We start from the raw sequence: 22,965 nt of genomic DNA on the forward strand, positions 1-22,965 counted from the left end.
CCTGCCCCCGACTGCTTACGCCGGCGGACCCGCTGCCGATAGTGGCAACCGTGAGTGTTCTGGATGAGCGGGAAGTGGTACGGGAGCGGACCGTCAGCGTCTATGACTTCCGGCGTCCCGCGACGCTGGCGCGTGAGCACAGCCGCGTCCTGGAACTCGCCTTCGAAACCTTCGCCCGCCAGTGGGGAACCCAGTTGACGGCCAAGGTACGTGTGAAATCGGTGGTCAGGCTCGAAGACGTCGGGATGCAGAGCTACGACGAGTACGCCGCCTCGCTGCCGGCCGTGACCGCTATGGTCCTGTGCACCATCGAATCGCACGATTCCAAGCTGGTGGTGCAGTTCCCGGCCCCCTCCGCCCTGGGCTGGATCAACCGGATGCTCGGCGCCTCGAACGACTCCGCCATGCCGGACCGGAAATTCACCCAGATAGAACAGGCCCTGGTCAAGGGACTGATGGACGAGGCCCTCGAGGACCTCGGCTACTCACTCGGGCCCCTCCTGAGCGAAACCGTCCGGGTGGACACCGTCCAGTACAACTCCCAGTTCGCCCAGGCCGCAGCGCCCAGCGAACTGATGATTGTCGCCGCCTTCACGATCAACGTCGGCAATATCAGCGCCCCAGCCACCTTGGCCGTACCGGCCGGGATCCTGCTGGGCCGGCTGAAGAAGGTCAACCCGACGGACAACCGCGACGACGCCGCCGCCCGGATCAGCTCGCAGCTGGAGCGGGTCCCGGTGGAGCTTTCGGTGCGGCTCTCGACGTCGTACGTCACCCCCAGCCAGGTGCTGGGCCTCGCGGTCGGGGACGTCCTGACCCTGCCGCATCTGGAAAACCGGCCGTTCGACCTCACCCTGGACGGCACGAGGCTGGCCACCGCCGCCCCGGCCCGCAACGGGTCCCGGGCCGCTGCCGTAATTGTCACAATCGAGGAGAACAACCAATGAGCGCCACCCTGACCAAGCACGAATCGTCGGCGGAACGGCTCGTTGAGGAGCTGCCCAGCCCGGTGGCCCTGAAGGTCGCCGCGCTGGTTCCGTCCCGCGCCGCGGCCCCTTACGCCCGCCAGGCCGTCACGGCGACTTTCGTCGGTTCCGTGACCGCGGACCTGGCCCTGATGCTCAGCGACCGTACCTTCCTGGATGAAGCGGCCGGCGGCATGGCCGGCGGCCAGCTCGGCGTCGTCTCCGTCACCGATGTGCTGCGCCCGGCGATGGAAAGCGCCAGCTCCGTCTTCGGCCCCGGTGTGCTGTCCGACCTGCGCGAATCCGACGCCTCCGGGCTGCTCTCCGACCCGGACACCGCAGTCTTCGAACTCTCCGACGGCACCAGCCCCGCGGCCTGGTTCGCCGTCCGGCTGCGCGAACACGGCACAGGCCAGGACCGCTCCGGCGACGCCTTTGGCGGCGGCGACACGGTGGCCGGCCGGCTGGGGCGCATCAACAACATCGAAATGGCTCTGACTGTGGAGATCGGCCGTACCCGCATGTCCGTGCGCGACGTGCTTTCGCTCGAGCCAGGCAAAATCATTGAACTGGACCGCTCGGCGGGGGCCCCGGCCGACGTCCTGCTCAACGGCCGGCTGATCGCCCACGGCGAGGTTGTGGTCCTGGACCAGGACTACGCAGTACGGATCACCCGGATCCTCGACGTGGCCGAGGGGCTTAGCTGAATGGACTCGCTGATCCTCGGGCTGCGGGTAGCCGTAGCCCTGGGCGCGGTGCTGGGCCTGATCTGGTTGCTGCAGCGCCGCCTCGGCAAAGGCACGGGACGACGCCGGGCTGACGCCGCCTTGAGCGTCGTCAGCCGCCAAAGCGTCGGCCAGCGGGCCTCCGTGGTGGTGGTCGACGCCGGCGGGCAGCGCTTCCTGCTCGGCGTCACGGACCACGCCGTCAACGTCCTGCACACCGGCGACATCCCCGAAGAACCCGCAGAAGACCCGGTTCCGGCGCCCCGCCGCGGCGGCGCCGCCGGCGCCTTCGCACAGATCCTCGCCGGAGCCGGTGTTCCCGCCGCGCACCTCGACGGCGCCGTAGCGTCCGGCGGCGCCATGGCCGCCGACGGCGATGTGGCCTCCGGCCGGGCGGCCACCGCTGCCGTCGCCGAGCCGGGCGCACCGGAGCGGCCGCTGTCCCGCCGCAGCTCCATCCACCGCGAATCCCACACCCGGACCTCCCCGGGGCGCGGGACCCTGTCCGCGTCAGCGGCACACCCGCCGCTGCACGGCTCAATTCTGGCTGGGTCGACCTGGAAGCAGGCCGCTGCCGCTCTCAGGAGCGGACGCCGCAATTGATCCGCCCTGCCACCGCCCGCCCTGCCCGCGTCCCGTCAATGAGTGCCAGCCGCACCAGCACGGGCATCAGCCGGCCCATCAGAATCCTGGCGCTCGGCCTTGCCGCCGTGCTGTGCGCCGTCCTGCTGCTCTGGCTCAATGCTTCCGCCGGCCACGCCACCGCCCCCGTCCCGCCGGTTCCGCCGACCCCGCCGGCCAGCCCGGACAACGGTAGCGTCAACATTGAGATCAACGGCATGGACGGGAAACCCTCCACCGCGGTCCTGACCCTGATCGGGATCACGCTGCTGTCCGTGGCGCCCGCGCTGCTGCTGATGATGACCTCGTTTACGAAGATCTTCGTGGTGCTGGCGATGACCCGCAACGCGCTCTCGCTGCCGTCCATCCCGCCCAACCAGGTGCTGGCCGGCCTGGCCCTGTTCCTCTCGATCTTCGTCATGTGGCCGGTCATCAACGAGATGAACACCATCGGGGTGCAGCCCTACCTCAACGGCACCCTCGACTTCAACGGCGCGCTCAGCGCCGGCTCGGGACCGCTGCAGCACTTTATGCTGGCGCACACCCGCGAGGAAGACATCGCGCTGATGACCCGCGCCGCCGGCATGGACAACCCGGCCACGCCGGAAGCGGTGCCGCTGCAGACGCTCATCCCGGCCTTTATGATTTCCGAGCTCCGCGCGGCCTTCATCATCGGCTTCGTTATCTTCATCCCGTTCCTCGTGATCGACCTCGTTGTCTCCGCGGCCCTGATGTCGATGGGCATGATGATGCTCCCGCCGGTCATGATCTCGCTGCCGTTCAAGATCCTGCTGTTCATCCTGGTGGACGGCTGGGGCCTGATCATCACCTCGCTGATCCAGAGTTACGCGGGCACCGGATGAACGCCAACGCCGTCCTGGACATCTGCCTCCAGGCCATGATCGTGGCCGCCAAGCTCTCGGCCCCGGTGCTGGTGACGGCCCTGGTGGTGGGCCTGGCGATTTCCCTGCTGCAATCCATCACCCAGCTCCAGGAAGCCACCCTTTCCTTCGTGCCCAAACTGGCCGCCGTGGCGGTGGCCCTGCTGATCTGCGGACACTGGATGATCTCGGAGATGGTGGCGTTCACCAACGACCTCTTCGCCAAGATCCCCTCCCTGCTCGGAGGCCTGTGAGGTGGGCATCCCGATCGACCAGACGTGGCTGGAGGTGCTCCTGCTGGCCACCGTCCGGATGACGGCATTCCTGGTCGTGGCGCCGCCGTTCGCGCACCAGGCCTTCCCCGGGCGGATCAAGGCGATGCTGGGCGTGGGCCTGGGCCTGGCCGTCACGCAACGGCTGTCCGCCGGCTACACCGCCCGGGACACGGCCGGGTTCTTCACCGGCGTGGCCCTGGAACTGGTCACCGGCCTGGTCCTGGGTTTCCTGGTCATGCTGGTCTTCGCCGCGGTCCAGTCCGCCGGCAGCCTGATCGACCTCTTCAGCGGTTTCCAGATGGCCCAGGCCTTCGACCCGCAGATGATGGTCAACGGTGCCCAGTTCACCCGGCTGCTGCAGATGGCGGCACTCGCCCTGCTGTTTTCCTCGGACGGCTACCAGCTCGTCATCGGGGGCCTGACCGGAAGCTTCACCGCGCTGCCGCTGGCCGGCGGCCTTGACATGGCCCAGCCCGTCCAGGCCATGACCTCCGCCGTCACCGGCATGTTCCTCGCCGCCGTCCAGATCGCTGGCCCGCTGCTGGTGGTGCTGTTCCTAGCGGACGTCGGGCTCGGCCTGCTGACCCGGGTGGCCCCGGCACTGAACGCCTTCTCGCTGGGCTTCCCGCTCAAGATCATGCTGACCCTCGCGCTCGCAGGATTCCTCTTCCTCGCACTGCCCAGGATCGTCTCCACCCTGGCCGGGCAGGCCGCCAAGACCGTGCTGGGGGTGGGCTGATGTCGGACTCACAGGAGAAAACCGAGCAGGCCACCGACAAACGCATGCGGGAGGTCCGCTCCAAGGGCCAGCTCTCCCGCTCGCAGGACCTCACGGCCTGGCTGGCGGTCGGCGCCGCCGCCGTGATGATCCCCGCCACGGTGGACCGCGGGGCCAACGCCGCCACCGACCAGGTCTTCAGCGTCCGCGGCGTCATGGCTGACCCGGACCCGGCGAAGGCCGTGAAAGCCCTCGAGGACGGACTCGGGTCACTGGCCGGAATCCTCGGGCCCATGCTGATCGTGGTGCTCGTCGTCGTCCTCGTCGGCTCGGCACTGCAAGGCGGAATCCATGTAAAGAAATTCCGTGTGGACTTCGAGAACTTCAAACTGCTCAGCGGACTGAAACGCATCTTCGGCACCCAGGCGCTCTGGGGCGGGGTTAAGGCGCTGCTGAAGGCGAGCGTCGTCGGCCTGGTGCTCTATTCAGTCGTGCAGGGGCTCATCCCGGTGCTGCTCACCGCCGGCGGCCTCCCGGTGTCCGGCGTCGTTGCCGCCGCCGGCGGCGGCATCTCGTCCCTGGTCCAGTTCGCCGTCTTCGCTGGCATCGCCCTGGCTGCCGTGGACTTCTTCGTCGTGATGCGCCGGAACCGGAAGAAAACCCGGATGTCCAAGAAGGAAGTCCAGGACGAGAACAAGAGCAGCGAGGGCGACCCGCTGATCCGCTCCCAGCGCCGGGCCCGGCAGCTGGCCATGAGCCGGAACCGCATGATCGCGGCGATCGGGGACGCCGACGTCGTCCTCGTCAACCCCACCCACGTCGCCGTCGCGCTGAAGTACGAACCCGGAAAGTCCGCCCCCCGGGTGGTGGCCAAAGGCGCCGGCCACGTCGCGGCACGGATCCGGCAGGAAGCCGAGGACAAGAACGTGCCGATGGTCCAGGACATCCCGCTGGCACGGGCGCTGCACGGCGCCTGCGAGCTGGGGCAGGAGATCCCGGTGGATTTCTACCACGCGGTGGCCGGGGTGCTGGCCTTCGTGATGTCGCTCAAGGCCCGCGGCGCCGGCGCCGGGCTGCACAGGATGGCCGGGGCCGGCATATGAACATTGTCGGGAACACTTCTCGAACCAGCGTCTGTGAAAGGACCGCATCATGAACAACAGGCTCGCCCGGCTGGCGGTGCCGATCGGCATCGTGGGCATCGTGCTGCTGCTGGTGGTTCCCGTGCCCGCGCCGCTGCTGGATTTCCTGATCGTCTGCAACATCCTGCTGGCGCTGCTGGTCCTGCTCACCAGCATGTTCGTCAAGAAGCCGCTGGACTTCTCCGTCTTTCCCTCGCTGCTGCTCGTCGCCACGCTGTTCCGGCTGGGCCTCAACGTGGCCTCCACCCGGCTGGTGCTGGGCCAGGGCTACGCCGGCCAGGTCATTGAGGCCTTCGGCAAGGTCACCGTGGGCGGTTCCATGATCATCGGCGCCGTCGTGTTCCTGATCCTGGTGGTCATCCAGTTCGTTGTGGTCACCAAGGGCGCGGAGCGCGTTGCCGAAGTGGGGGCGCGCTTCACCCTGGACGCCATGCCCGGCAAGCAGATGGCGATCGACGCCGACCTGAACGGCGGCTTGATCACTGACACCCAGGCTCGGGAGCGGCGGGCCGAGGTCTCGGCCGAGGCCGACTTCTACGGCGCCATGGACGGAGCGTCGAAGTTCGTCAAGGGCGACGCGATCGCCGGCATCATCATTATCATCATCAACTTCATCGGCGGCATCGCCATCGGGATGCTGCAGCGGGGCATGGAAATCGGTGACGCCCTCAACACCTACGGCCTGCTGACCATGGGTGACGGGCTCGTCACCCAGATCCCGGCGCTGCTGATGGCCGTCTCCACCGGCATGATCGTGACCCGTTCCAATGCGGAGGCGGACATGGGCCGGACGGCGTCCACCCAGCTGCTGCAGTCGCCCAACGCCCTGATGATCGCCGGCCTCGCCGCACTCGCGATGGCGCTGATCCCCGGCATGCCGCCCATCCCGTTCGTCCTGGTCGGGGCCGGGCTGATCCTGGCCTCGCGCCGCACCGCGGCCAGCCAGCAGCAGGCTGAACAGGCCCGCGACGTCGAGGCCGCCGCCCTGAACTCCCCGGAGCTTGACCCGAACGAGAAGCTGCTCGAGGACATGCGCGTCCACCCGGTTGAGATCCTGCTGGCCCCGGACCTCGTGGACATGGTCTCCGGCGCCTCCGACGACCTGCTGGCCCGGGTCCGGTCGCTGCGGCACAAGATCGCCATGGAACTGGGCCTGGTCATCCCGCCGGTCCGCACCCGGGACAGCGTGGACCTGCCGCCGGCAACCTACGCGATCCGGATCGCCGGGGTGGAGGCCGGCCGCGGCACCGCCCCGGGCGGCCAGATGCTGGCCCTCGGCGACTCGCTGGACACGCTGCCGGGCATGGCCATGATCGAACCGGTCTTCGGGCTTGCCGGGAAGTGGATTCCGGCCGAAATGCGGCACAACGCGGAGATGACCGGCGCCACCGTGATCGACCGCGTGTCGGTGCTCGTCACGCACCTGTCCTCGATCGTCACGGGCAATGCCGCCCGGCTGCTGTCCCGCGAGGACGTCCGGGTGCTGACCGAAGGGGTCCGCAAACAGAGCCCATCCGCCGTGGACGAGCTCACCCCCGCGCTGCTCTCGCTCGCCGAGCTGCAGCGCGTGCTCCAGGGCCTGCTCGACGAACAAGTCCCCATCAATGACCTGGCCCGCATCTACGAGGCGCTCACCCTCCGGGCGAAAGTCTCCACGGACCCGGAATCGCTCGTGGAGGCGGCACGCCAGTCCCTCGGCCCGGCCCTGACCGCCAAGTTCATGGACGGCCCCGTGCTCAACGTGATCATGATTGACCCGCTCCTGGAGCAATCCATGCTGGAGGACATGCGCCCGGCCGAGGGCGGAAGCCAGATCGTGATGGGGCAGGACCGGCTCGACGCCGTGCTCCGCTCGGTGGGCAACGCAGTGGACTCCGCGGCCGCCGCCAACCGGCAGGCCGTCCTGGTCTGCGCCCCGGCGCTGCGCCCGGCCATCCACCGGCTCATCGGAGGGCAGCCCGGGTCCGTGCCGGTGCTGTCCTACCGCGAAGTCACCTCCGCCAACGTCCGGATCGAAACCGTAGGAGTCGTGCGCCATGCCGAACCGCTATCGGCTTAAGGGAGCCTCGCTGGAGGAAATCCGCAGCAAGGCCGAAGCCCAGTACGGCCCGTCGGCCCGGATCGTTTCCGCCGAACGCGTCATCAGCCCCGGGATCGCCGGGCTCTTCGCCGGGAACCGTTATGAGGCCCTCGTCGAGGTCCAGCCCAAGCACGACGTCGTCACCGGCGAGGTGGTGCCGGAGGCCGACATCCTGGCGGAGGGCGAGATCCTGGAACCACGTGCTGCTTCGCGCGCCGCCGCGCCTGCGGCCCCGGCACGCACCGCGGCACAGAACCCGCTCCGAAATACGCCGCAGAGCGCGCCGCGGCCGCAGCAAGCGCCGGGCAGCAACCGCGTCGCCGCCGCCCCGGGCCACGCGCTGCAGGGCGACGCGATCGCCGCCCTGCTGGCGGAGGCCGACGCCGCCGAACGGACGCTGCACCGGACCGGCGACCCCGGCGCCCCCGGCATCTCGACCGAGTCGCCGGGCTTCGCTGAACTGCTGGACCAGCTTGGCTCCGGGCTCCGGACGCCGGCGGCCGGCGCAGGACAGGCTAAACCGGACGCTCCGGTGCGTCCGGCCGGCAGCGCGGGGGAGGTCCCCGCGCCGGACGGGAGCCAGGCGGCGGCGCCGTCGTCCGTCCGAGCCACTGCACCGGCGCGCGAGCGGATCCCCGTCCCGCTGCGCGGGACCGGTGACCTGGTGGTGCTGGTCGGTCTCGGCGACGACCCGCTGGACACGGCGCTGGCCATGTCGATCGCCGCCGGGGGCGCGGACGTGCGCACCGCGGGGGAGCTGAGCGCCTACGGCCACCTGCACTTGGACGGACGCCAGAGCGCGACGGCGGCTCGCGCGCACGCGGTGGAGACCGAACAGACGGTGCTGGCCGCGTTCGGCCTGGGCAAGGGCCGCAACACCCTGGCCCGGCTGCAGGCGATCGCGGCCCTGTCCCCGGACCAGCTCTGGGTGGTGGTGGACGCCGGACGTAAACACGAGGACACCGCCCGCTGGGTGGGCCAGCTCAGGGCCCGGCTCGAGGTGGCCGCTGTCGCCGTCGTGGGGGCGGCGGACACCGCGACCCCCGAAAGCGTGGACGCCCTGGGCCTGCCGGTGGGCTGGATCGACGGCCGGGCGGCAACCCGGCCCGCCCCGTGGGCCGCAGCGCCCGGCCGCGAAGGGTAGATTGAGAGAATGCTGGTACTCACACGCAAGCCGGGCGAACAGATCATGATCGGCGACGGCATCGTCATCACTGTTCTGGAAGGCCGCGGAGACGGCGTCCGGATCGGCATCGAGGCCCCCCGCGGCGTACCGATCCAGCGGCGGGAAGTCATCGAGGCCATCGCCGCGGCGAATCTTGCGGCAGCCGAAGCAGGCGCCGAAGCCGGCCCTGGCACCGAGGATGCGCTGCGCGGGCTGCGGCCGCCGGCGCCCGCCGGCGACTAAGCCGCCTAGTGCGAGTTCGCGTCGTCGCCGAGATACTGGGCCATCAGCGGCTGGGCGGCGCGGCGCGTGATGGCGAGGGCACGCTCAATGTTCCCCGCCACTGTCAACTGCTCCAGCATTCCGGTCGGGTCGGCTGGCGCGGCGGGCCGTTGCAGGCCCCGGAGCGATGCCTCGTTGGCGCGGGCGGCGTCGCCGAGCCGGTCCATCAAGCTGTGGAGGCCATCCAAATGCTCCTGCAGGACGGTGGGCCAGGAACCTTGCGGCGCGGCGGCAACCAGTTCCACCAGCGTCGCTTGCGCCGGCAGGCCCCATTCGGCCGCTACCGCCGCGGACTCGACATTCCGGGCCAGCGCCTCAAAACGCAGGCGGTCCAGCACGCCTTCCACCTCGGAAGCGGTAAACGTCAGCCAGTGGGTGTTACCGGCCGCCACGTGCAACCGCTGGGTTTCCAGCCTGAACAGGAGCAGCTCCAACTGCCGCCGTTCCTGCCACAGCGCCGCCGAAAGATCCCCTGCACCCATGGGCCCCATTCCCTGCCATCCCGGCCAAATTACGGCTTTCCGCATTTTCCGCCAAGCTTTTCCCTGAGGGTACACGCAGATTCCGGATCAGGTGATAGGTTTCGTTCTGGGTGCTGCGCCCGGGCTTCGAACACCGCCTCCCATGGGGGGAGCGCGGAACCGTTTGCGGGTGCGGCTCTCAGGGTTTTAAAGCTCCTGATCCGTCTCATGGGGGGACACACTATTGAATCGCGTGGAACGCAACGAGATGGTCACCCAGCACCTTCCGCTGGTCGGCTATCTCGTCTCAGATTTGTGCTCGAAGGCGTCCCACCTCTCGCGCGATGACCTGGCGTCGGCTGGCGCCGTTGCCCTGATTACCTCGGCCGATTCCTTCGACCCGGACCTTGGCGTACCCTTCGGCGCCTTCGCGCGCCGCCGCATCCTCGGCGCCTTCGCCGACGAGATGCGCGCCAGCGACTGGGCCACCCGCTCCGCGCGCCGCCGGATCAAAGAGACCATGTCCGTCCAGGAAACCCTGGCGGCGGCACTCGGGCGCGCCCCCTCCGTGGACGAGATCGCCTCTGCGCTCGGCGTCCAGCAAAGCGTCGTGGAAGCGGCCCTCGCCGACGCGTCCCGTACCCTCACGCCACTCGACGACGCCGTCGTCGACACGCTCGCGGCGGAGACCCTGTCCCCGGAAAGCTCCGTCCTCGCGGACGAACGGCTCCAGTACCTCAGGGCCGCTGTGAAGTCGCTGCCGGAGCGGATGCGCTACGTGGTCGAGGAGATCTACTTCGGCGACCGGACCGTCAAGGAACTCGCAGCCGAGCTGGGCTCCACGCACGCAGCGGTGTCTCAGCAGCGCGCCGAGGCGATCCGCCTCATGCGCGACGGCCTGACCGCCCACTATGCGGACGACCCGGAGCAGGGCTTCGAACCACAGTCCCGGATTACGCCGCGCCGCCGGAACGACTACCTCGCCCAGCTCTCCGAGGCCACGACCGGGGGAATCACCCGGGCCATTTTCCCGCAGGGACCGGTGCTGAACCAGGCCGTCTGACCCCACCCCGGACGGTTAGTAAGCTCACTTAGTAAGCTTATCGTGAAATTCCGCCGCGACCATCGCGTGCCGTCTGCTCCCTGGGGTAGCGTCTGAGGCATAACGCCGGACCAGCCGTTCCTACCAAGGAGGATGCATGAAAGCTACACCCACCCTGACGAGCAACCTGCAGGCCGTTCTCGTGGACCTGATTGAGCTCCACGTACAGGGCAAGCAGGCCCACTGGAACATTGTGGGTACGAACTTCCGCGACCTTCACCTGCAGCTGGATGAGATCATCGAAGCTGCCCGCGGCTTTGCCGACGATCTGGCCGAACGGATGCGCGCCCTGCATGCACTGCCGGACGGCCGCAGCTCCACCGTTTCCAAGACCACGGCCCTAGCGGAATTCCCGACCGGCCTGATCAACACCAAGGATGCGATCGACAAGATCGTTGCCGCGCTCGAGGCCGCCGTCGGCACCATGCGCAAGGTGCACGACGAGGTGGACGAGGAAGACCCCACCACCGCCGACTTGCTGCATGCATTCATCGCCAAGTTGGAGCAGTACGCCTGGATGGTGAACGCCGAAACCATGCGTGCCACCGCCAGCGTCACCACGCCGGATAGCAAGAAGTAAGCGCCGCTTTCCACGCGCCTTCCACGCGTCCGACGCCGGGTTCCCACCCGGCGTCGGACGCTTCTTTTTAACCCTTGACAGCCGCCGCCGCCGCGCAATACTTAAGTATGTGCTTAACAATCAAGGCAGTCCGGACGAGGAACGGGAGCTCAACGGCGTTTTCCACGCCCTCGCGGATCCCACCCGGCGGGCCATCGTGGTCCACCTGTGCGAGGGGCCGGCGACGGTCTCCCAGCTGGCGGAACCGTTCCGGATCAGCCTGCCCGGGATTGTTCAGCACCTCCGGGTCCTGGAAGCCAGCGGCCTGATCCGCAGCGAGAAAATCGGCAGGGTGCGCAGCTGCAGCATTGTCCCTGCCGCGGTACGGCGCGCCGAGGACTGGCTGGGCCTGCGCCGGACACCGGAAGAGCGCCGCCTTGACCGGCTGGAGCAATTCCTGGATCCCCAGCCCCGCACTGATCAATGAGGAGTACGTCATGAGTGTCCCCGTTACGCACGCAAGCTTCAGCCTGGAACGCCGGCTGAACGCACCGCCGGCACGCGTCTTCGCCGCGTTTGCCGACCACGCCAGCAAGAAAAAATGGTTCGGCGGGCCGCCGGAGTGGTACCAGGGCGAATCCAGCCTCGACTTCCGGGAGGGCGGCCGGGAGACCGACGTCGGCGGCCCGGTGGGCAGCTGGGTCTCGACCATGCATGCCATCTACCACGACATCGTCGAGAACGAACGGATTGTCTACAGCTACGAAATGCTGCTCGACGGACGGCGTATGTCCGTGTCGCTGAGCACCATCGAACTGGAGCCCGACGGCGACGGCACCGTCCTGACCCTGACCGAGCAGGGCGCGTTCTTCACCGGGACGGCCGCGAGCGATGCCGAGCAGGTGGCCGGGCGCGAGGAAGGAACCGCAGGTTTGCTGGACGCGCTGAAGGCCTCCGTGGAGGCGGGCTGATGCCGGCGTCTAGTTCGCCGTAGGGACCTTGCGCAGGACAACCCCGGCAAGCACGGCGGCCCCGGCCATCAGCACGAGCGCGATCGCGGCCGTGATGTGGACGCCGGAGTCGAACGCCGCGCGGGCGGCGGCCATGACGGCCTCTGCCAGCGGGGCCGGGAGGGCATGTGCCAGCTCGGCGGCTCCGGCCAGGGTCTCGCCGGCCTGGGCCGTGGATTCCGGCGGCGCCGCCCCGGCAACGCCGGCTGGCAGCTGGAGATTGCGCTGGTAGGAGGCAGTCAGGATGGAACCAAGGATGGCAGTGCCGAGCAGGGAGCCGATCTCGTAGCCGGTTTCCGAAATGGCGGCTGCCGCGCCCGACTTCGCCGCCGGGACCGCCCCCAGGATCAAATCATTGGAGATGGTCTCGGCTGCGCCGACGCCCAGGCAGAGCACCAGCAGGGCGGCCAGCAGCACGCCGGGCCCGGCACTGTGGTCGCCCAGAGCCACGAGGCCGTAACCGGTCGCGCTCAGCAGCAGCCCGCCCGCAACCACATAACCGGGCCGGATCCTGCGCACCAGCGGGACCACGAGCAGGCCGGCGACGACGGTGGCGACCAGTGCCGGGACCATCGCCATGCCGGACTCCGACGGTGACTGGCCCTCGAGCAGCTGCAGGTGCTGGGCGAGGAACAGGATGAAGCCGTTGTAGGAAAACAGCGCCAGGACGTTGGCGGTGATCGCGGTGCTGAACACCGGGTTGCCGAAGAGGCTGAGGTCCAGCAGGGGAGTGGCCGAGTCCGAGGCGGCCAGCCGGCGCTGGCGGCGGACGAAGGCGTAGCCCATCAGCAGCCCGGTGCCGAGGGCGGCAAACGGTTCCGGCGCCACGCCGTCGGTGGCGAGGATCTTGATGCCGTAGACCGCCGGCGCCATGGCCAGCAGGGACAGGACGATGCTGGGCAGGTCCACCCTGCCCGGGTTGGGATCCCGGGATTCCGGGATCAGCGCGGGCCCCAGGGCCAGCAGCGGCGCGATGATCGGTACCGCGACCAACAGGACCGCGCCCCACCAGAGGTGCTCCACGAGCCAGCCGCCGAAAATCGGGCCGAGTGCGGCGCCGCCGGAGAACCCCGCGGCCCAGATCGCCACCGCGAGCCGCCGCCGGTTGGGCTCCGGAAAGATGTTGCGGATCAGGGACAGCGTGGACGGCATCAGCATGGCGCCGAAGAACCCCAGGCCGGCCCGGCCCGCGATCAGCCACTCCGCGCCGGGCGCAAAGGCCGTCACCGCGGAGACGGCCGCGAAGCCGGCGCTGCCAACGAACAGCAGCCGGCGCCGGCCGATCCGGTCGCCCAGGCTGCCCATCGCCACCAGGAGGCCGGCCAGGACCAGTGGATAGGCGTCGACAATCCACAGCAACTCCACCCCGGTGGCATCCAGGCTGCGGGCGATGGCAGGCAGTGCGAAGGTGAGGGCGGTGTTGTCCACGGCCACGAGCAGCACCGGGAACATCAGCAGGGACAGCGCCACCCAGTCGCGCCAAGGTGCGCGCGGGGCCGGGGCTGGGCAGGCGGCTGCGGACACGGATGTGGTGCTCATAAGCGTTAACTATACCGTCTGGACGGTACAGTTAAGAAATATCCGACCGGAAGGGCATGATGGGAGCCATGGCCAGAAAACCCGTCGCCCGCGAAGCCGTCCTTGATGCCTTCGAGTCCCTGCTCATCACGGAGGGTGAGCGGGCCGCGACGCTGGACGCTGTGGCCAGGACGGCAGGCGTCTCCAAGGGCGGCCTGCTCTACCACTTCCCCACCAAAGACGCGATGATCGCGGCGCTGCTGGAGCGCCTGGATCGGCTCCTCGCGGAGGACCTCGACGCCATGGCCGCGGCGCCGGAAGGGGCCGCGGCGTATTTCATCAAGTCCTCGGTGTGGGCCGATACGCCGCTTGACCGGGTGTTCGTGGCCGCCACCCGGCTGGCCGAGGTGGCGCACGCCGAGACCCTGCGGCGGATGGCCGGTGTCCAGGAGAGCTGGCTGGCGCTGCTCGCGGCCGATGTGGGCCCGGCCATGGCCAAACCCGTGCTGTATATGGGGGACGGGCTGTACTTCAATGCCATGCTGGCCCGCGGACCCGCCGGAGCGGCACCGGACGTGGCCGGCGACGTTGAGAGCCTGCTGGCTGCCGTCGAACGGCTGCGCGGCTGAGCCCTGCCCCACCCAAAGGTCGCCCCCGCAGCTCCGGCGGGTTTGAACCTAACGCTCCTGCAGTTCCGGCGGGTTTGAACCTAACGCTCCTGCAGGTCCGGCGGTGCGGGAGCGTTGGCGAAAGTTGTGCCGGATGTGCGGCGGGCGTTGGCGAAAGTCGTCCCGGAGCGTAACTCTCACGCACGCGCCGGAAGGAGTTTGCGGACGCGTGCCCGGCATAGGACAATGGAACCTGTGACTACGGTCACGAGCAATTGAATAAGCCTTTGATCTGCGGCGGGAGAGCCCTGCCAGTAGGTACAAGCAGGCGCCGTAGGAGCAAACCCTCCCCAGGAATCTCTCAGGCCCATGTACCGCCGCGGCAAGGCAACTCTGGAAAGCAGCAGGCATGTCCTCGAACATGCCGTGCTCACCGACGGTGCAAGCGGAGCCTCGCGAAAGCGGCTGCGCGGAAACTCTCAGGTCCAATACAGAGCGGGGAGGAACCCGAATCAATGTGGCGTACCCTGCGCCGCCTTAGTTATGGAGTTCCTTGTGACTGTTACCTCAGCCTCCACGTCCTTCGTTGACCGGCATATCGGCGCGCGCCGCCAAGCCGATGTCGATGCCATGCTGAAGGCTGTCGGCCACGACACCGTCGACGCACTGGTGGATACCGCCGTGCCGAAGGACATCCGGCAGGACTCCGACCTCGCGCTCGCTGGGGCACTGAGCGAAGTGGAAGTCCTCGCCGAACTGCGCAAGCTGGCATCGAAGAACAAGACCGCTGTGCAGATGATCGGCCAGGGCTACTACGACACCGTCACCCCGGCCGTGATCCGCCGCAACATCCTCGAGGCCCCGGCCTGGTACACCGCGTACACCCCGTACCAGCCGGAAATCTCCCAAGGCCGGCTCGAGGCCCTGCTGAACTTCCAGACCATGGTCCAGGACCTCGTCGGCCTGCCGATCGCCAACGCCTCGCTGCTGGACGAAGCCACCGCCGTCGCCGAGGCCGTGCTGATGATGCGCCGCGCCAACAAGAACAAGACGGCCCACGACGGCAAGACCGTCCTCGACGCCGACTGCCTCCCGCAGACCATCGCCATCGTCAAGGGCCGCGCCGAAGCCCTCGGCTTCGAGGTCGAGGTCGCGGACCTGTCCAAGGGCCTGCCCGAGGGAGTCATCAACGGCGTCGTGCTGCAGCAGCCCGGTGCCTCCGGCCGCGTCCTCGACCACTCCGCCGTGATCGCTGACGCCAAGGAACGCGGCGCGCTCGTCACAGTCGCCGCGGACCTGCTGTCCCTGACCCTGATCACCTCCCCGGGGGAACAGGGCGCGGACATCGCGGTCGGCTCCGCCCAGCGCTTTGGCGTGCCGCTGTTCTTCGGCGGCCCGCACGCCGCCTACATGGCCGTCCAGAAGGGCCTCGAACGCTCCATGCCCGGCCGCCTGGTGGGCGTCTCCAAGGACAACGCCGGCGTCCCCGCCTACCGCCTGGCGCTGCAGACGCGCGAACAGCACATCCGCCGTGAGAAGGCCACCTCGAACATCTGCACCGCGCAGGCGCTGCTGGCCATCGTGGCCTCCTTCTACGCCGTCTACCACGGCCCGGACGGGCTGAAGGCCATTGCCGAGACGGTCCACCGCCACGCGCGGACCATTGCCGCCTCACTGAAGACCGCCGGCCTCGACGTGCTGCACAGCTCCTTCTTCGACACCGTGTCCGTGTCCGTGCCCGGCAAGGCCGCGGACATCGTCGCCGCCGCGGACGCCAAGGGCATCAACCTGCGCGCCATCGACGCCGACACGGTCGGCATCTCCGCCGATGAGGCCACGACGACGGCGATCGTCGCCGACGTCGTCGCGGCCTTCGGCGCCAGCTTCGCAGACAGTGACGCCGGCTTTGGCCTGGACTCCGCCGTCGAGCGCACCTCCAACTACCTCCAGCACCCGGTCTTCAATACCCACCGCTCCGAGACCCAGCTGCTGCGCTACATCCGCCGTCTCGCCGACCGCGACCTCGCGCTGGACCGCACCATGATCCCGCTGGGCTCCTGCACCATGAAGCTGAACGCCACAGCCGAGATGGAAGCCATCTCCTGGCCGGAGTTCGCGTCCATCCACCCCTTCGCGCCCGAATCCCAGACCGCCGGCTGGCGCGAACTGATCGAGGACCTCGAAGCCCAGCTGACCGAGATCACCGGCTACGACCAGGTCTCCATCCAGCCCAACGCCGGCTCCCAGGGCGAGCTGGCCGGACTGCTCGCCATCCGCGGCTACCACCTCTCCCGCGGCGACGACCAGCGCAACGTCTGCCTCATCCCGGCCTCCGCGCACGGCACCAACGCAGCCTCGGCCGTGCTGGCCGGCATGAAGGTCGTCGTCGTGGCCACCGCCTCGGACGGCACCATCGACCACGCCGACCTGCAGGCCAAGATCGAGCAGCACAAGGACGCGCTCTCCGCGATCATGATCACCTACCCCTCCACCCACGGGGTGTACGACGCCGATGTCCGCGAGGTCTGCGACGCCATCCACGCCGCCGGCGGCCAGGTTTACATCGACGGCGCCAACCTCAACGCCCTCGTCGGCCTGGCCCAGCCGGGCCAGTTCGGCGGCGACGTCTCGCACCTGAACCTGCACAAAACCTTCTGCATCCCGCACGGCGGCGGCGGACCGGGCGTGGGCCCGGTCGCGGCCAAGGCTCACCTGGCCCCGTTCATGCCCGGCAACGCGGCGGATCCGGCCAATGGCGAAAGCGGCACCCCGATATCCGCCTCACGCTACGGCTCGGCCGGCGTCCTGCCGATCTCCTGGGCCTATGTGAAGCTGATGGGCGGTGCGGGCCTGACCGAGGCCACCAAGTCGGCCCTGCTCGCGGCCAACTACATCGCGGCCCGGCTCAACGACTACTTCCCGGTGCTCTACACCGGCGAGGGCGGCCTCGTGGCGCACGAGTGCATCCTGGACCTGCGCGAACTCACGGCCAAGACCGGTGTCACAGCCGAGGACGTGGCCAAGCGCCTGATCGACTACGGCTTCCACGCCCCCACGCTGGCGTTCCCGGTGGCCGGGACCCTGATGGTGGAGCCCACCGAATCCGAGGACCTCGGCGAAATCGACCGGTTCATCACCGCCATGATCGCCATCCGCGCCGAGATCGACCAGGTGGCGCAGGGCGACTTCAGCGTGGAGCACAGCCCGCTGCGCAACGCCCCGCACACCGCGGCGGCCGTCATCAGCACTCACTGGGAGCGCAGCTACCCGCGCGAACAGGCCGTCTTCCCGGTCCACACGCTCAAGCAGGATAAGTACTTCCCGCCGGTCGGCCGGATCGACGGCGCCGCCGGCGACCGCAACCTGATCTGCTCCTGCCCTCCCCTCGAAGCCTTCGAAGACGACGCAGCAGACCACTCCGCCACCTCCGCCTCCAACGACTAGGGACAGCCAACGATGACTGAGAACTACACGGCACTGTACGAAGAGCACAAGAAGCTCGGCGCCTCCTTTACGGACTTCGGCGGCTGGCAGATGCCGCTCAAGTACAGCTCCGAACTCGCCGAACACCACGCCGTCCGCACGTCCGCGGGCCTGTTCGACCTCTCCCACATGGGCGAGGTCTGGGTTACCGGTCCGGACGCCGCAGCCTTCCTGGACTACGCCCTGGTGGGCAAGATCTCCGCGATGGCCGTCGGCAAGGCCAAGTACTCGCTGATCTGCAACGAGGACGGCGGGATCATCGACGACCTCATCACCTACCGCCGGCCCGCCGCGGCCGACGGCACGGACACGTTCCTCGTCGTCCCCAACGCCGGCAACGCCAAGGTCGTCGCCGCGGCGCTCGCCGAGCGGGCTGGTTCTGCCCAAGAAGGCGGGTTCGACGTCACGGTCCGGGACGCCTCCGATGAGATCTCGCTGATCGCAGTCCAGGGACCCAGGGCCGAGGCCATCCTGCTCCGCCTGGTCCCCGCCGCGGACCACGAACTCGTCACCGGCCTGAAGTATTACGCCGCCGTCGAGGTCCCCTTCATGGTCGGCGGCGCAGGTAAGGACCTGCTGCTGGCCCGCACCGGCTACACCGGTGAGGACGGTTTTGAGATCTTCGTGTCCAACGACGACGCCGCCGCCCTTTGGCAGGCGCTCATCGCCATCGCCGAGGAGGGTGAGTTGACGCCCGCCGGCCTCGCCTCCCGCGACTCGCTCCGGCTTGAGGCCGGCATGCCGCTCTACGGCAACGAGCTCTCCCTCGAACGCGACCCGTTCGCTGCCGGACTGGGCCCCGTCGTCGCGCTGTCCAAGGAAGGCGACTTCGTCGGCAAGGCGGCCTTGGCTGCCAAGAAGGAAGCCGGCGCCGGCACCAGCACCGGCCGCAGGCTCGTCGGGCTCAAGGGGCTTGGCCGCCGCGCCGGCCGCGGGCACTACCCGGTCCTCAAGGACGGCAACGTTGTCGGCGAAGTCACCTCCGGCCAGCCCAGCCCCACCCTGGGCTACCCGGTCGCCATGGCCTATGTCGACGTCGAATTCACCGAACCCGGCACAGCGCTGGACATCGACCTGCGCGGCAAGACCGAGCCGTTCGAAGTTGTCGCACTGCCTTTCTACAAGCGCCAAAAGTAGCCCCTGCCGTCCCGGAGCCGTGGTTGGCTCCGGGACCGGCCGAGAGGTCCACGGCTTCGGGACCGGCAGGCCCCGGTTTTCACGCGTGCTCGCTCGTTCCTCGCTTAGACGCACGCTTTCGAAAACCGCGTCCAGCCGGCCCCTCGTGGACAGCTCACCTTTTAGGACAACCCGCCACACCAAAACCAACAGGAGCCAGCGCCTTCGAAAGCCAAGGGTGCTGGAGGATGAACCGCCTACCGCGGCTCGGCTCCAGAGAATTCGACTGGCACTGTTTCTTTCCGAAGAACTGTTGGCCCCGAAAACTGAACTGAATAGCTGCGGGTGGGGGGCTTCCGAAAGCGTGCGTCTAAGCGAGGAACGAGCGAGCACGCGGAGGAATCGGCTCATCCGCCACTTAAACCCAGCCACAATTGAGTTAGCTCACGACTTTTCAAACGTAAAGGAAAAACACATGGCAAAAGTTGCCCCTGAACTGCAGTACTCCGACGAGCACGAGTGGGTTGCGCGGGAGGCCGGGAACGTTGTGTCCATCGGCATCTCCGCAGTAGCCACGGACGCCCTGGGCGACATCGTCTACGTTGACCTGCCCGAGGTCGGCGCTGCGGTGACCGCGGGGGAGACCTGCGGCGAGGTCGAATCGACCAAGTCCGTCTCCGACCTGTACGCCCCGGTGACCGGCGAAGTGACCGAAATCAACCCCGCCGTCGTCGATGACCCCGCGCTGATCAACAGCGATCCCTACGGCGCCGGCTGGCTCTTCAAGGTGGCCGCGGAATCCGACGGCCCGCTGCTTTCCGCGCAGGACTACGCATCCAAGAACGGCGGCGAACTGTGAGCGGCGCAGTGACGGGGACCTCGACGGTGTTCGAGCAGGTCGTTTCCTCAAGCCTGGACGCTGAGCTGTCCGCACTGGATCCGGAGATCGCAGCGAAGATCGACGCCGAGCTGGGCCGCCAGCGCGACGGGCTGGAAATGATCGCCTCGGAGAACCACACGGCGAAGGCCGTGATGCAGGCGCAGGGCTCGGTGCTGACCAACAAGTACGCCGAAGGCTACCCGGGCAAGCGCTACTACGGCGGCTGCGAGCACGTCGACGTCGTCGAACAGCTCGCGATCGACCGGGTCAAGGCCCTGTTCGGCGCAGAATACGCGAACGTCCAGCCGCACTCCGGTGCGCAGGCGAACGCCTCGGTCATGCATGCCCTGATCCGTCCGGGCGACACCATCATGGGCCTGAACCTGGCGCACGGCGGGCACCTGACCCACGGCATGAAGATCAACTTCTCCGGCCGGCTGTACAACGTGGTCCCGTACCAGGTCCGGGAAGATGACCACCGGATCGACATGGCCGAGGTGGAGCGCCTCGCCCAGGAACACAAGCCGCAGCTCATCGTGGCCGGCTGGTCCGCATACGCCCGCCAGCTCGACTTCGCGGAATTCCGCCGGATCGCCGACACGGTGGGGGCCTACCTGATGGTGGACATGGCCCACTTCGCCGGGCTCGTCGCCGCCGGGCTGCACCCCTCACCGGTGCCGCACGCGCATGTGACCACCTCCACAACGCACAAGACCCTCGCCGGTCCGCGCGGCGGCATCATCCTGAGCAACGACGCCGACATCGCCAAGAAGATCAACTCGGCCGTGTTCCCGGGCCAGCAGGGCGGACCGCTCGAGCACGTCATCGCGGGCAAGGCAGTGGCGTTCAAGATTGCCGCCTCGCCCGAGTTCAAGGAACGCCAGGAACGCGTGCTGGCCGGTGCCCGGATCCTCGCCGAGCGTCTGGTCCAGCCGGACGTCACCGCCAAGGGCATCTCCGTGATCTCCGGCGGCACCGACGTGCACCTGGTCCTGGTGGACCTGCGCAACTGCGAGCTCAACGGGCAGGAAGCCGAGGACCGCCTCGCGGAAATCGACATCACCGTCAACCGCAACGCCGTGCCGTTCGACCCGCGCCCACCGATGGTCACTTCGGGCCTGCGGATCGGCACCCCGGCGCTGGCCACCCGCGGCTTCGGCGAGGCCGCCTTCGCCGAGGTGGCTGACATCATCGCCGAGGCGCTGACCGCCGACGCCGGTGCCGACCTTTCCGGACTCCGCGCTCGGGTCGAAGCCCTCGCCGCCGCCCACCCGCTCTACCCGGGGCTGTAGCCCCAACTACGCATCGAGGTGGCAGTTCGCGGCAGTGTTTCAAAACAACATGAGCTTGAACTGCCATCTCGGCACGAATTTCTAGTTAGGAAACGCACATGGCTGTTGGCGTCTTTGACCTCTTCTCGATTGGGATCGGGCCTTCGAGTTCGCACACCGTGGGGCCGATGCGGGCTGCTGCGGTGTTTGCAGAGGAACTCACGGCCGCGGGGGACCTGGCACGGGTGGCGTCGCTGCGGGTTGACCTTTATGGTTCGCTCGCCGCCACCGGGCACGGGCACGGCACCATGACGGCCATCCTGCTCGGACTCGAGGGCTTCCACCCGGAGAAGATCCTGCCGGCCGAAGTGGAGGAACGGCTGGCCGCGATTGCCCAGACGGGCACCCTGCAGCTGGCCGGATCCGTCGCGTTGCCCTACGGGGTGAAGGACATGGTGCTGCGCCCGCTGACGATCCTGCCCCGGCACACCAACGGCATGACGTTCACGGTGTCCGATGCCGACGGCGCCGTCCTGCACAGCGCCACATTCTTCTCCGTCGGCGGGGGCTTCATCGTCCGCGAGGGCGAGGAAGACGCGGCGCTGAAGGAACTCGACGAGTCCAAGAAGGAGCTCCCGCTGCCATTCCGCACCGCCGCGGAACTGCTGGGCCGCTGCCAGTCCAAGGGCCTCTCGATCGGCGACATCATGCTGGTCAACGAGCGCGCAGCACGCAGCGACGAGGAGATCCGCGAAGGGCTGCTGCACATCTACTCCGTCATGGCCGAATGCGTTGAAACCTCCCTCAAGCGCGAGGGCCTGCTTCCCGGCGGGCTGAAGGTCCGCCGTCGGGCCCCCGACTGGCACGAACGCCTGATGAAGGAAAACCGCGGCCAGGACCCTGACTACCGGGACCCCAAATACTGGCAGGAGTGGGTGAACCTGATCGCGCTGGCGGTGAACGAGGAGAACGCCTCCGGCGGCCGGGTTGTCACCGCGCCCACCAACGGCGCCGCCGGAATCATCCCCGCGGTGCTCTACTACGCGCTGCACTTTGCCCCCGGCATGGACAAGGCCACCCAGCAGGACCGCGACGACGTGGTGGTCAAGTTCCTGCTGACCGCCGGTGCCATCGGGGTGCTCTACAAGGAACAGGCCTCCATCTCCGGCGCCGAGGTCGGCTGCCAGGGCGAGGTCGGCTCGGCGTCGTCAATGGCGGCCGCCGGGCTGGCCGAGGTCATGGGCGGCACGCCACAGCAGGTGGAGAACGCCGCCGAGATCGCGATGGAGCACAACCTCGGCCTGACCTGCGATCCGATCGGCGGGCTCGTGCAGATCCCCTGTATCGAGCGCAACGCCATCGCCGCGGCCAAAGCCATCAATGCCGCCAAGATGGCCCTCTGGGGCGACGGCTCACACCGGGTCTCCCTGGACGAGGTTATCGTCACCATGCGCGAAACCGGCCGGGACATGAGCTCCAAATACAAGGAAACCGCGATGGGCGGCCTGGCCGTCAACGTGGTGGAGTGCTGATCAGCCCGACTCAGTTGTGCAGCGCCGCCCACAGATTCAGCGACGCGGCGAACACGACCCAGGACAGGTAGGGGAGCATCAGCAGCCCCGCTGGCCGGCTGATCGGGCCGAAGCGCAGCACTGTGACCGCGACGGCGACGGCCAGCGCGGCGATGATGGCGAAGCCGATCCAGAGGGCGGCCGAACCCAGCACCGGGTACAGGCCGAAGAACACCGGCGTCCACAACAGGTTCAGCACCAGCTGGATGGCGTACGCGGTGAGCGCCGCCCTGCTGCCTGCCGCCCGGCTGCGCCAGACCAGCCACGCCGCCACGGCCATCGCGGTGTACAGGAGGGTCCAGACCGGTCCGAAGAGCCAGTTCGGCGGGGACCAGGGAGCCTTGTCCGCGGCGGCGTACCAGCCGTCGACGTTGCTGGCCGAAGCGAGGCCGCCGAGCGCTGCCACCACCGCCGAAGCGCCGAGCAACACGAGCAGGCCCAGCGCCTGGGCACCGGGCCGGCGCTTGCCTGCACCGCCCGGGCCGGATGGCGGGCGGGCGACGGACGGTTCCGGCTGCGCTTGCATACCTCC

General features: G+C 68.5%; 23 protein-coding genes and 2 riboswitches. Of the genes, 20 read left to right on the plus strand and 3 right to left on the minus strand.

Annotated features, from left to right (window positions below; all coding sequences use genetic code 11):
- The first annotated feature begins 50 nt into the window (after positions 1-50).
- From ACUYM2_RS03535 to ACUYM2_RS03580, 10 genes are read left to right on the plus strand one after another with little or no spacing between them, the layout of a single operon-like run.
- On the plus strand, positions 51-947 hold the full coding sequence (locus ACUYM2_RS03535; RefSeq protein ID WP_481598820.1) for a flagellar motor switch protein FliM: 897 nt from the start codon (positions 51-53) through the stop codon (positions 945-947).
- Positions 944-1,672 (plus strand): flagellar motor switch protein FliN, encoded by a 729-nt coding sequence (gene fliN / locus ACUYM2_RS03540; RefSeq protein WP_481598821.1) that lies wholly within the window; start codon positions 944-946, stop codon positions 1,670-1,672. The genes ACUYM2_RS03535 and fliN overlap by 4 nt, the downstream gene beginning before the upstream one ends.
- The gene (gene fliO, locus ACUYM2_RS03545) at positions 1,673-2,293 is read left to right on the plus strand and encodes a flagellar biosynthetic protein FliO (RefSeq protein WP_481598822.1); all 621 of its coding nucleotides are present in this window, start codon (positions 1,673-1,675) and stop codon (positions 2,291-2,293) included.
- 38 nt (positions 2,294-2,331) lie between these two features.
- Positions 2,332-3,174: a flagellar type III secretion system pore protein FliP gene (gene fliP / locus ACUYM2_RS03550; protein WP_481598823.1), complete on the plus strand. Its 843-nt coding sequence runs from the start codon at positions 2,332-2,334 to the stop codon at positions 3,172-3,174.
- On the plus strand, positions 3,171-3,446 hold the full coding sequence (fliQ, locus tag ACUYM2_RS03555; protein WP_175321994.1) for a flagellar biosynthesis protein FliQ: 276 nt from the start codon (positions 3,171-3,173) through the stop codon (positions 3,444-3,446). The genes fliP and fliQ overlap by 4 nt, the downstream gene beginning before the upstream one ends.
- A 1-nt stretch (position 3,447) precedes the next feature.
- Positions 3,448-4,206, plus strand: coding sequence for a flagellar biosynthetic protein FliR (locus ACUYM2_RS03560; protein ID WP_481598824.1), 759 nt, complete (start codon positions 3,448-3,450; stop codon positions 4,204-4,206).
- Positions 4,206-5,288, plus strand: a complete 1,083-nt coding sequence (locus ACUYM2_RS03565; protein WP_481598825.1) for an EscU/YscU/HrcU family type III secretion system export apparatus switch protein — start codon at positions 4,206-4,208, stop codon at positions 5,286-5,288. Before ACUYM2_RS03560 ends, ACUYM2_RS03565 begins: the two co-directional genes overlap by 1 nt.
- Positions 5,289-5,337: 49 nt before the next feature.
- On the plus strand, positions 5,338-7,386 hold the full coding sequence (locus tag ACUYM2_RS03570) for a flagellar biosynthesis protein FlhA (RefSeq protein WP_481598826.1): 2,049 nt from the start codon (positions 5,338-5,340) through the stop codon (positions 7,384-7,386).
- The gene (locus tag ACUYM2_RS03575) at positions 7,364-8,551 is read left to right on the plus strand and encodes a hypothetical protein (RefSeq protein WP_481598827.1); all 1,188 of its coding nucleotides are present in this window, start codon (positions 7,364-7,366) and stop codon (positions 8,549-8,551) included. Before ACUYM2_RS03570 ends, ACUYM2_RS03575 begins: the two co-directional genes overlap by 23 nt.
- Positions 8,552-8,560: 9 nt before the next feature.
- Complete coding sequence (locus ACUYM2_RS03580) at positions 8,561-8,815, plus strand: carbon storage regulator (RefSeq protein WP_481598828.1); 255 nt, start codon at positions 8,561-8,563, stop codon at positions 8,813-8,815.
- A 5-nt stretch (positions 8,816-8,820) separates the two neighbouring features.
- Here ACUYM2_RS03580 and ACUYM2_RS03585 read toward each other — a convergent pair whose 3' ends face one another.
- On the minus strand, positions 8,821-9,336 hold the full coding sequence (locus ACUYM2_RS03585) for a flagellar protein FlgN (protein WP_481598829.1): 516 nt from the start codon (positions 9,334-9,336) through the stop codon (positions 8,821-8,823).
- A 223-nt stretch (positions 9,337-9,559) separates the two neighbouring features.
- Here ACUYM2_RS03585 and ACUYM2_RS03590 point away from each other — a divergent pair, with 223 nt between their 5' ends.
- The 4 genes from ACUYM2_RS03590 to ACUYM2_RS03605 all read left to right on the plus strand — a co-directional run bounded on the left by ACUYM2_RS03590 (position 9,560) and on the right by ACUYM2_RS03605 (position 11,947).
- Positions 9,560-10,378, plus strand: coding sequence for a sigma-70 family RNA polymerase sigma factor (locus ACUYM2_RS03590; protein ID WP_481598830.1), 819 nt, complete (start codon positions 9,560-9,562; stop codon positions 10,376-10,378).
- A gap of 136 nt (positions 10,379-10,514) precedes the next feature.
- Positions 10,515-10,997, plus strand: a complete 483-nt coding sequence (locus ACUYM2_RS03595) for a Dps family protein (RefSeq protein WP_479785536.1) — start codon at positions 10,515-10,517, stop codon at positions 10,995-10,997.
- A 109-nt stretch (positions 10,998-11,106) separates the two neighbouring features.
- Positions 11,107-11,463, plus strand: a complete 357-nt coding sequence (locus ACUYM2_RS03600; protein ID WP_481598831.1) for an ArsR/SmtB family transcription factor — start codon at positions 11,107-11,109, stop codon at positions 11,461-11,463.
- Between the two features lie 10 nt (positions 11,464-11,473).
- On the plus strand, positions 11,474-11,947 hold the full coding sequence (locus ACUYM2_RS03605; RefSeq protein ID WP_481598832.1) for an SRPBCC family protein: 474 nt from the start codon (positions 11,474-11,476) through the stop codon (positions 11,945-11,947).
- A 9-nt stretch (positions 11,948-11,956) separates the two neighbouring features.
- Here the strand turns inward: ACUYM2_RS03605 and ACUYM2_RS03610 are convergent, their stop codons facing one another.
- Positions 11,957-13,525: an MFS transporter gene (locus ACUYM2_RS03610; protein WP_481598833.1), complete on the minus strand. Its 1,569-nt coding sequence runs from the start codon at positions 13,523-13,525 to the stop codon at positions 11,957-11,959.
- Between the two features lie 68 nt (positions 13,526-13,593).
- Here ACUYM2_RS03610 and ACUYM2_RS03615 point away from each other — a divergent pair, with 68 nt between their 5' ends.
- From ACUYM2_RS03615 to ACUYM2_RS03640, 6 genes are all read left to right on the plus strand, one after another.
- Complete coding sequence (locus tag ACUYM2_RS03615; RefSeq protein ID WP_481598834.1) at positions 13,594-14,133, plus strand: TetR/AcrR family transcriptional regulator; 540 nt, start codon at positions 13,594-13,596, stop codon at positions 14,131-14,133.
- 267 nt (positions 14,134-14,400) lie between these two features.
- Positions 14,401-14,499, plus strand: a riboswitch (glycine riboswitch).
- Between the two features lies 1 nt (position 14,500).
- A riboswitch (glycine riboswitch) is annotated at positions 14,501-14,616 on the plus strand.
- Positions 14,617-14,655: 39 nt separating this feature from the next.
- Positions 14,656-17,556, plus strand: a complete 2,901-nt coding sequence (gene gcvP / locus ACUYM2_RS03620) for an aminomethyl-transferring glycine dehydrogenase (RefSeq protein WP_481598835.1) — start codon at positions 14,656-14,658, stop codon at positions 17,554-17,556.
- Between the two features lie 12 nt (positions 17,557-17,568).
- Positions 17,569-18,732, plus strand: coding sequence for a glycine cleavage system aminomethyltransferase GcvT (gcvT, locus tag ACUYM2_RS03625; protein WP_481598836.1), 1,164 nt, complete (start codon positions 17,569-17,571; stop codon positions 18,730-18,732).
- A gap of 454 nt (positions 18,733-19,186) precedes the next feature.
- A complete protein-coding gene (gene gcvH / locus ACUYM2_RS03630) occupies positions 19,187-19,570 on the plus strand; it encodes a glycine cleavage system protein GcvH (protein WP_346960096.1) in 384 nt (127 codons plus the stop codon).
- A complete protein-coding gene (glyA, locus tag ACUYM2_RS03635) occupies positions 19,567-20,883 on the plus strand; it encodes a serine hydroxymethyltransferase (RefSeq protein ID WP_481598837.1) in 1,317 nt (438 codons plus the stop codon). The genes gcvH and glyA overlap by 4 nt, the downstream gene beginning before the upstream one ends.
- Positions 20,884-20,981: 98 nt before the next feature.
- Positions 20,982-22,394: an L-serine ammonia-lyase gene (locus ACUYM2_RS03640; protein ID WP_481598838.1), complete on the plus strand. Its 1,413-nt coding sequence runs from the start codon at positions 20,982-20,984 to the stop codon at positions 22,392-22,394.
- Between the two features lie 10 nt (positions 22,395-22,404).
- Here ACUYM2_RS03640 and ACUYM2_RS03645 read toward each other — a convergent pair whose 3' ends face one another.
- Positions 22,405-22,959 carry a TspO/MBR family protein gene (locus ACUYM2_RS03645; protein WP_481598839.1) on the minus strand — a complete coding sequence of 185 codons (555 nt, stop codon included), beginning with the start codon at positions 22,957-22,959 and terminating at the stop codon, positions 22,405-22,407.
- Positions 22,960-22,965 lie beyond the last annotated feature (6 nt).

It is taken from the genome of Arthrobacter sp. SD1074B (assembly GCF_056780195.1).

Bases quoted from the DNA above. Each gene is read 5' to 3' on its own strand.
- ACUYM2_RS03585 (WP_481598829.1), bottom strand. From the start codon at position 9,336: ATGGGTGCAGGGGATCTTTCGGCGGCGCTGTGGCAGGAACGGCGGCAG.
- ACUYM2_RS03605 (WP_481598832.1), top strand. From the start codon at position 11,474: ATGAGTGTCCCCGTTACGCACGCAAGCTTCAGCCTGGAACGCCGGCTG.
- ACUYM2_RS03575 (WP_481598827.1), top strand. From the start codon at position 7,364: ATGCCGAACCGCTATCGGCTTAAGGGAGCCTCGCTGGAGGAAATCCGC.
- ACUYM2_RS03580 (WP_481598828.1), top strand. From the start codon at position 8,561: ATGCTGGTACTCACACGCAAGCCGGGCGAACAGATCATGATCGGCGAC.
- ACUYM2_RS03640 (WP_481598838.1), top strand. From the start codon at position 20,982: ATGGCTGTTGGCGTCTTTGACCTCTTCTCGATTGGGATCGGGCCTTCG.
- fliQ (WP_175321994.1), top strand. From the start codon at position 3,171: ATGAACGCCAACGCCGTCCTGGACATCTGCCTCCAGGCCATGATCGTG.
- gcvH (WP_346960096.1), top strand. From the start codon at position 19,187: ATGGCAAAAGTTGCCCCTGAACTGCAGTACTCCGACGAGCACGAGTGG.
- ACUYM2_RS03570 (WP_481598826.1), top strand. From the start codon at position 5,338: ATGAACAACAGGCTCGCCCGGCTGGCGGTGCCGATCGGCATCGTGGGC.
- ACUYM2_RS03595 (WP_479785536.1), top strand. From the start codon at position 10,515: ATGAAAGCTACACCCACCCTGACGAGCAACCTGCAGGCCGTTCTCGTG.
- ACUYM2_RS03645 (WP_481598839.1), bottom strand. From the start codon at position 22,959: ATGCAAGCGCAGCCGGAACCGTCCGTCGCCCGCCCGCCATCCGGCCCG.
- fliO (WP_481598822.1), top strand. From the start codon at position 1,673: ATGGACTCGCTGATCCTCGGGCTGCGGGTAGCCGTAGCCCTGGGCGCG.
- ACUYM2_RS03610 (WP_481598833.1), bottom strand. From the start codon at position 13,525: ATGAGCACCACATCCGTGTCCGCAGCCGCCTGCCCAGCCCCGGCCCCG.
- ACUYM2_RS03565 (WP_481598825.1), top strand. From the start codon at position 4,206: ATGTCGGACTCACAGGAGAAAACCGAGCAGGCCACCGACAAACGCATG.
- fliP (WP_481598823.1), top strand. From the start codon at position 2,332: ATGAGTGCCAGCCGCACCAGCACGGGCATCAGCCGGCCCATCAGAATC.
- fliN (WP_481598821.1), top strand. From the start codon at position 944: ATGAGCGCCACCCTGACCAAGCACGAATCGTCGGCGGAACGGCTCGTT.
- gcvT (WP_481598836.1), top strand. From the start codon at position 17,569: ATGACTGAGAACTACACGGCACTGTACGAAGAGCACAAGAAGCTCGGC.
- gcvP (WP_481598835.1), top strand. From the start codon at position 14,656: ATGGAGTTCCTTGTGACTGTTACCTCAGCCTCCACGTCCTTCGTTGAC.
- ACUYM2_RS03615 (WP_481598834.1), top strand. From the start codon at position 13,594: ATGGCCAGAAAACCCGTCGCCCGCGAAGCCGTCCTTGATGCCTTCGAG.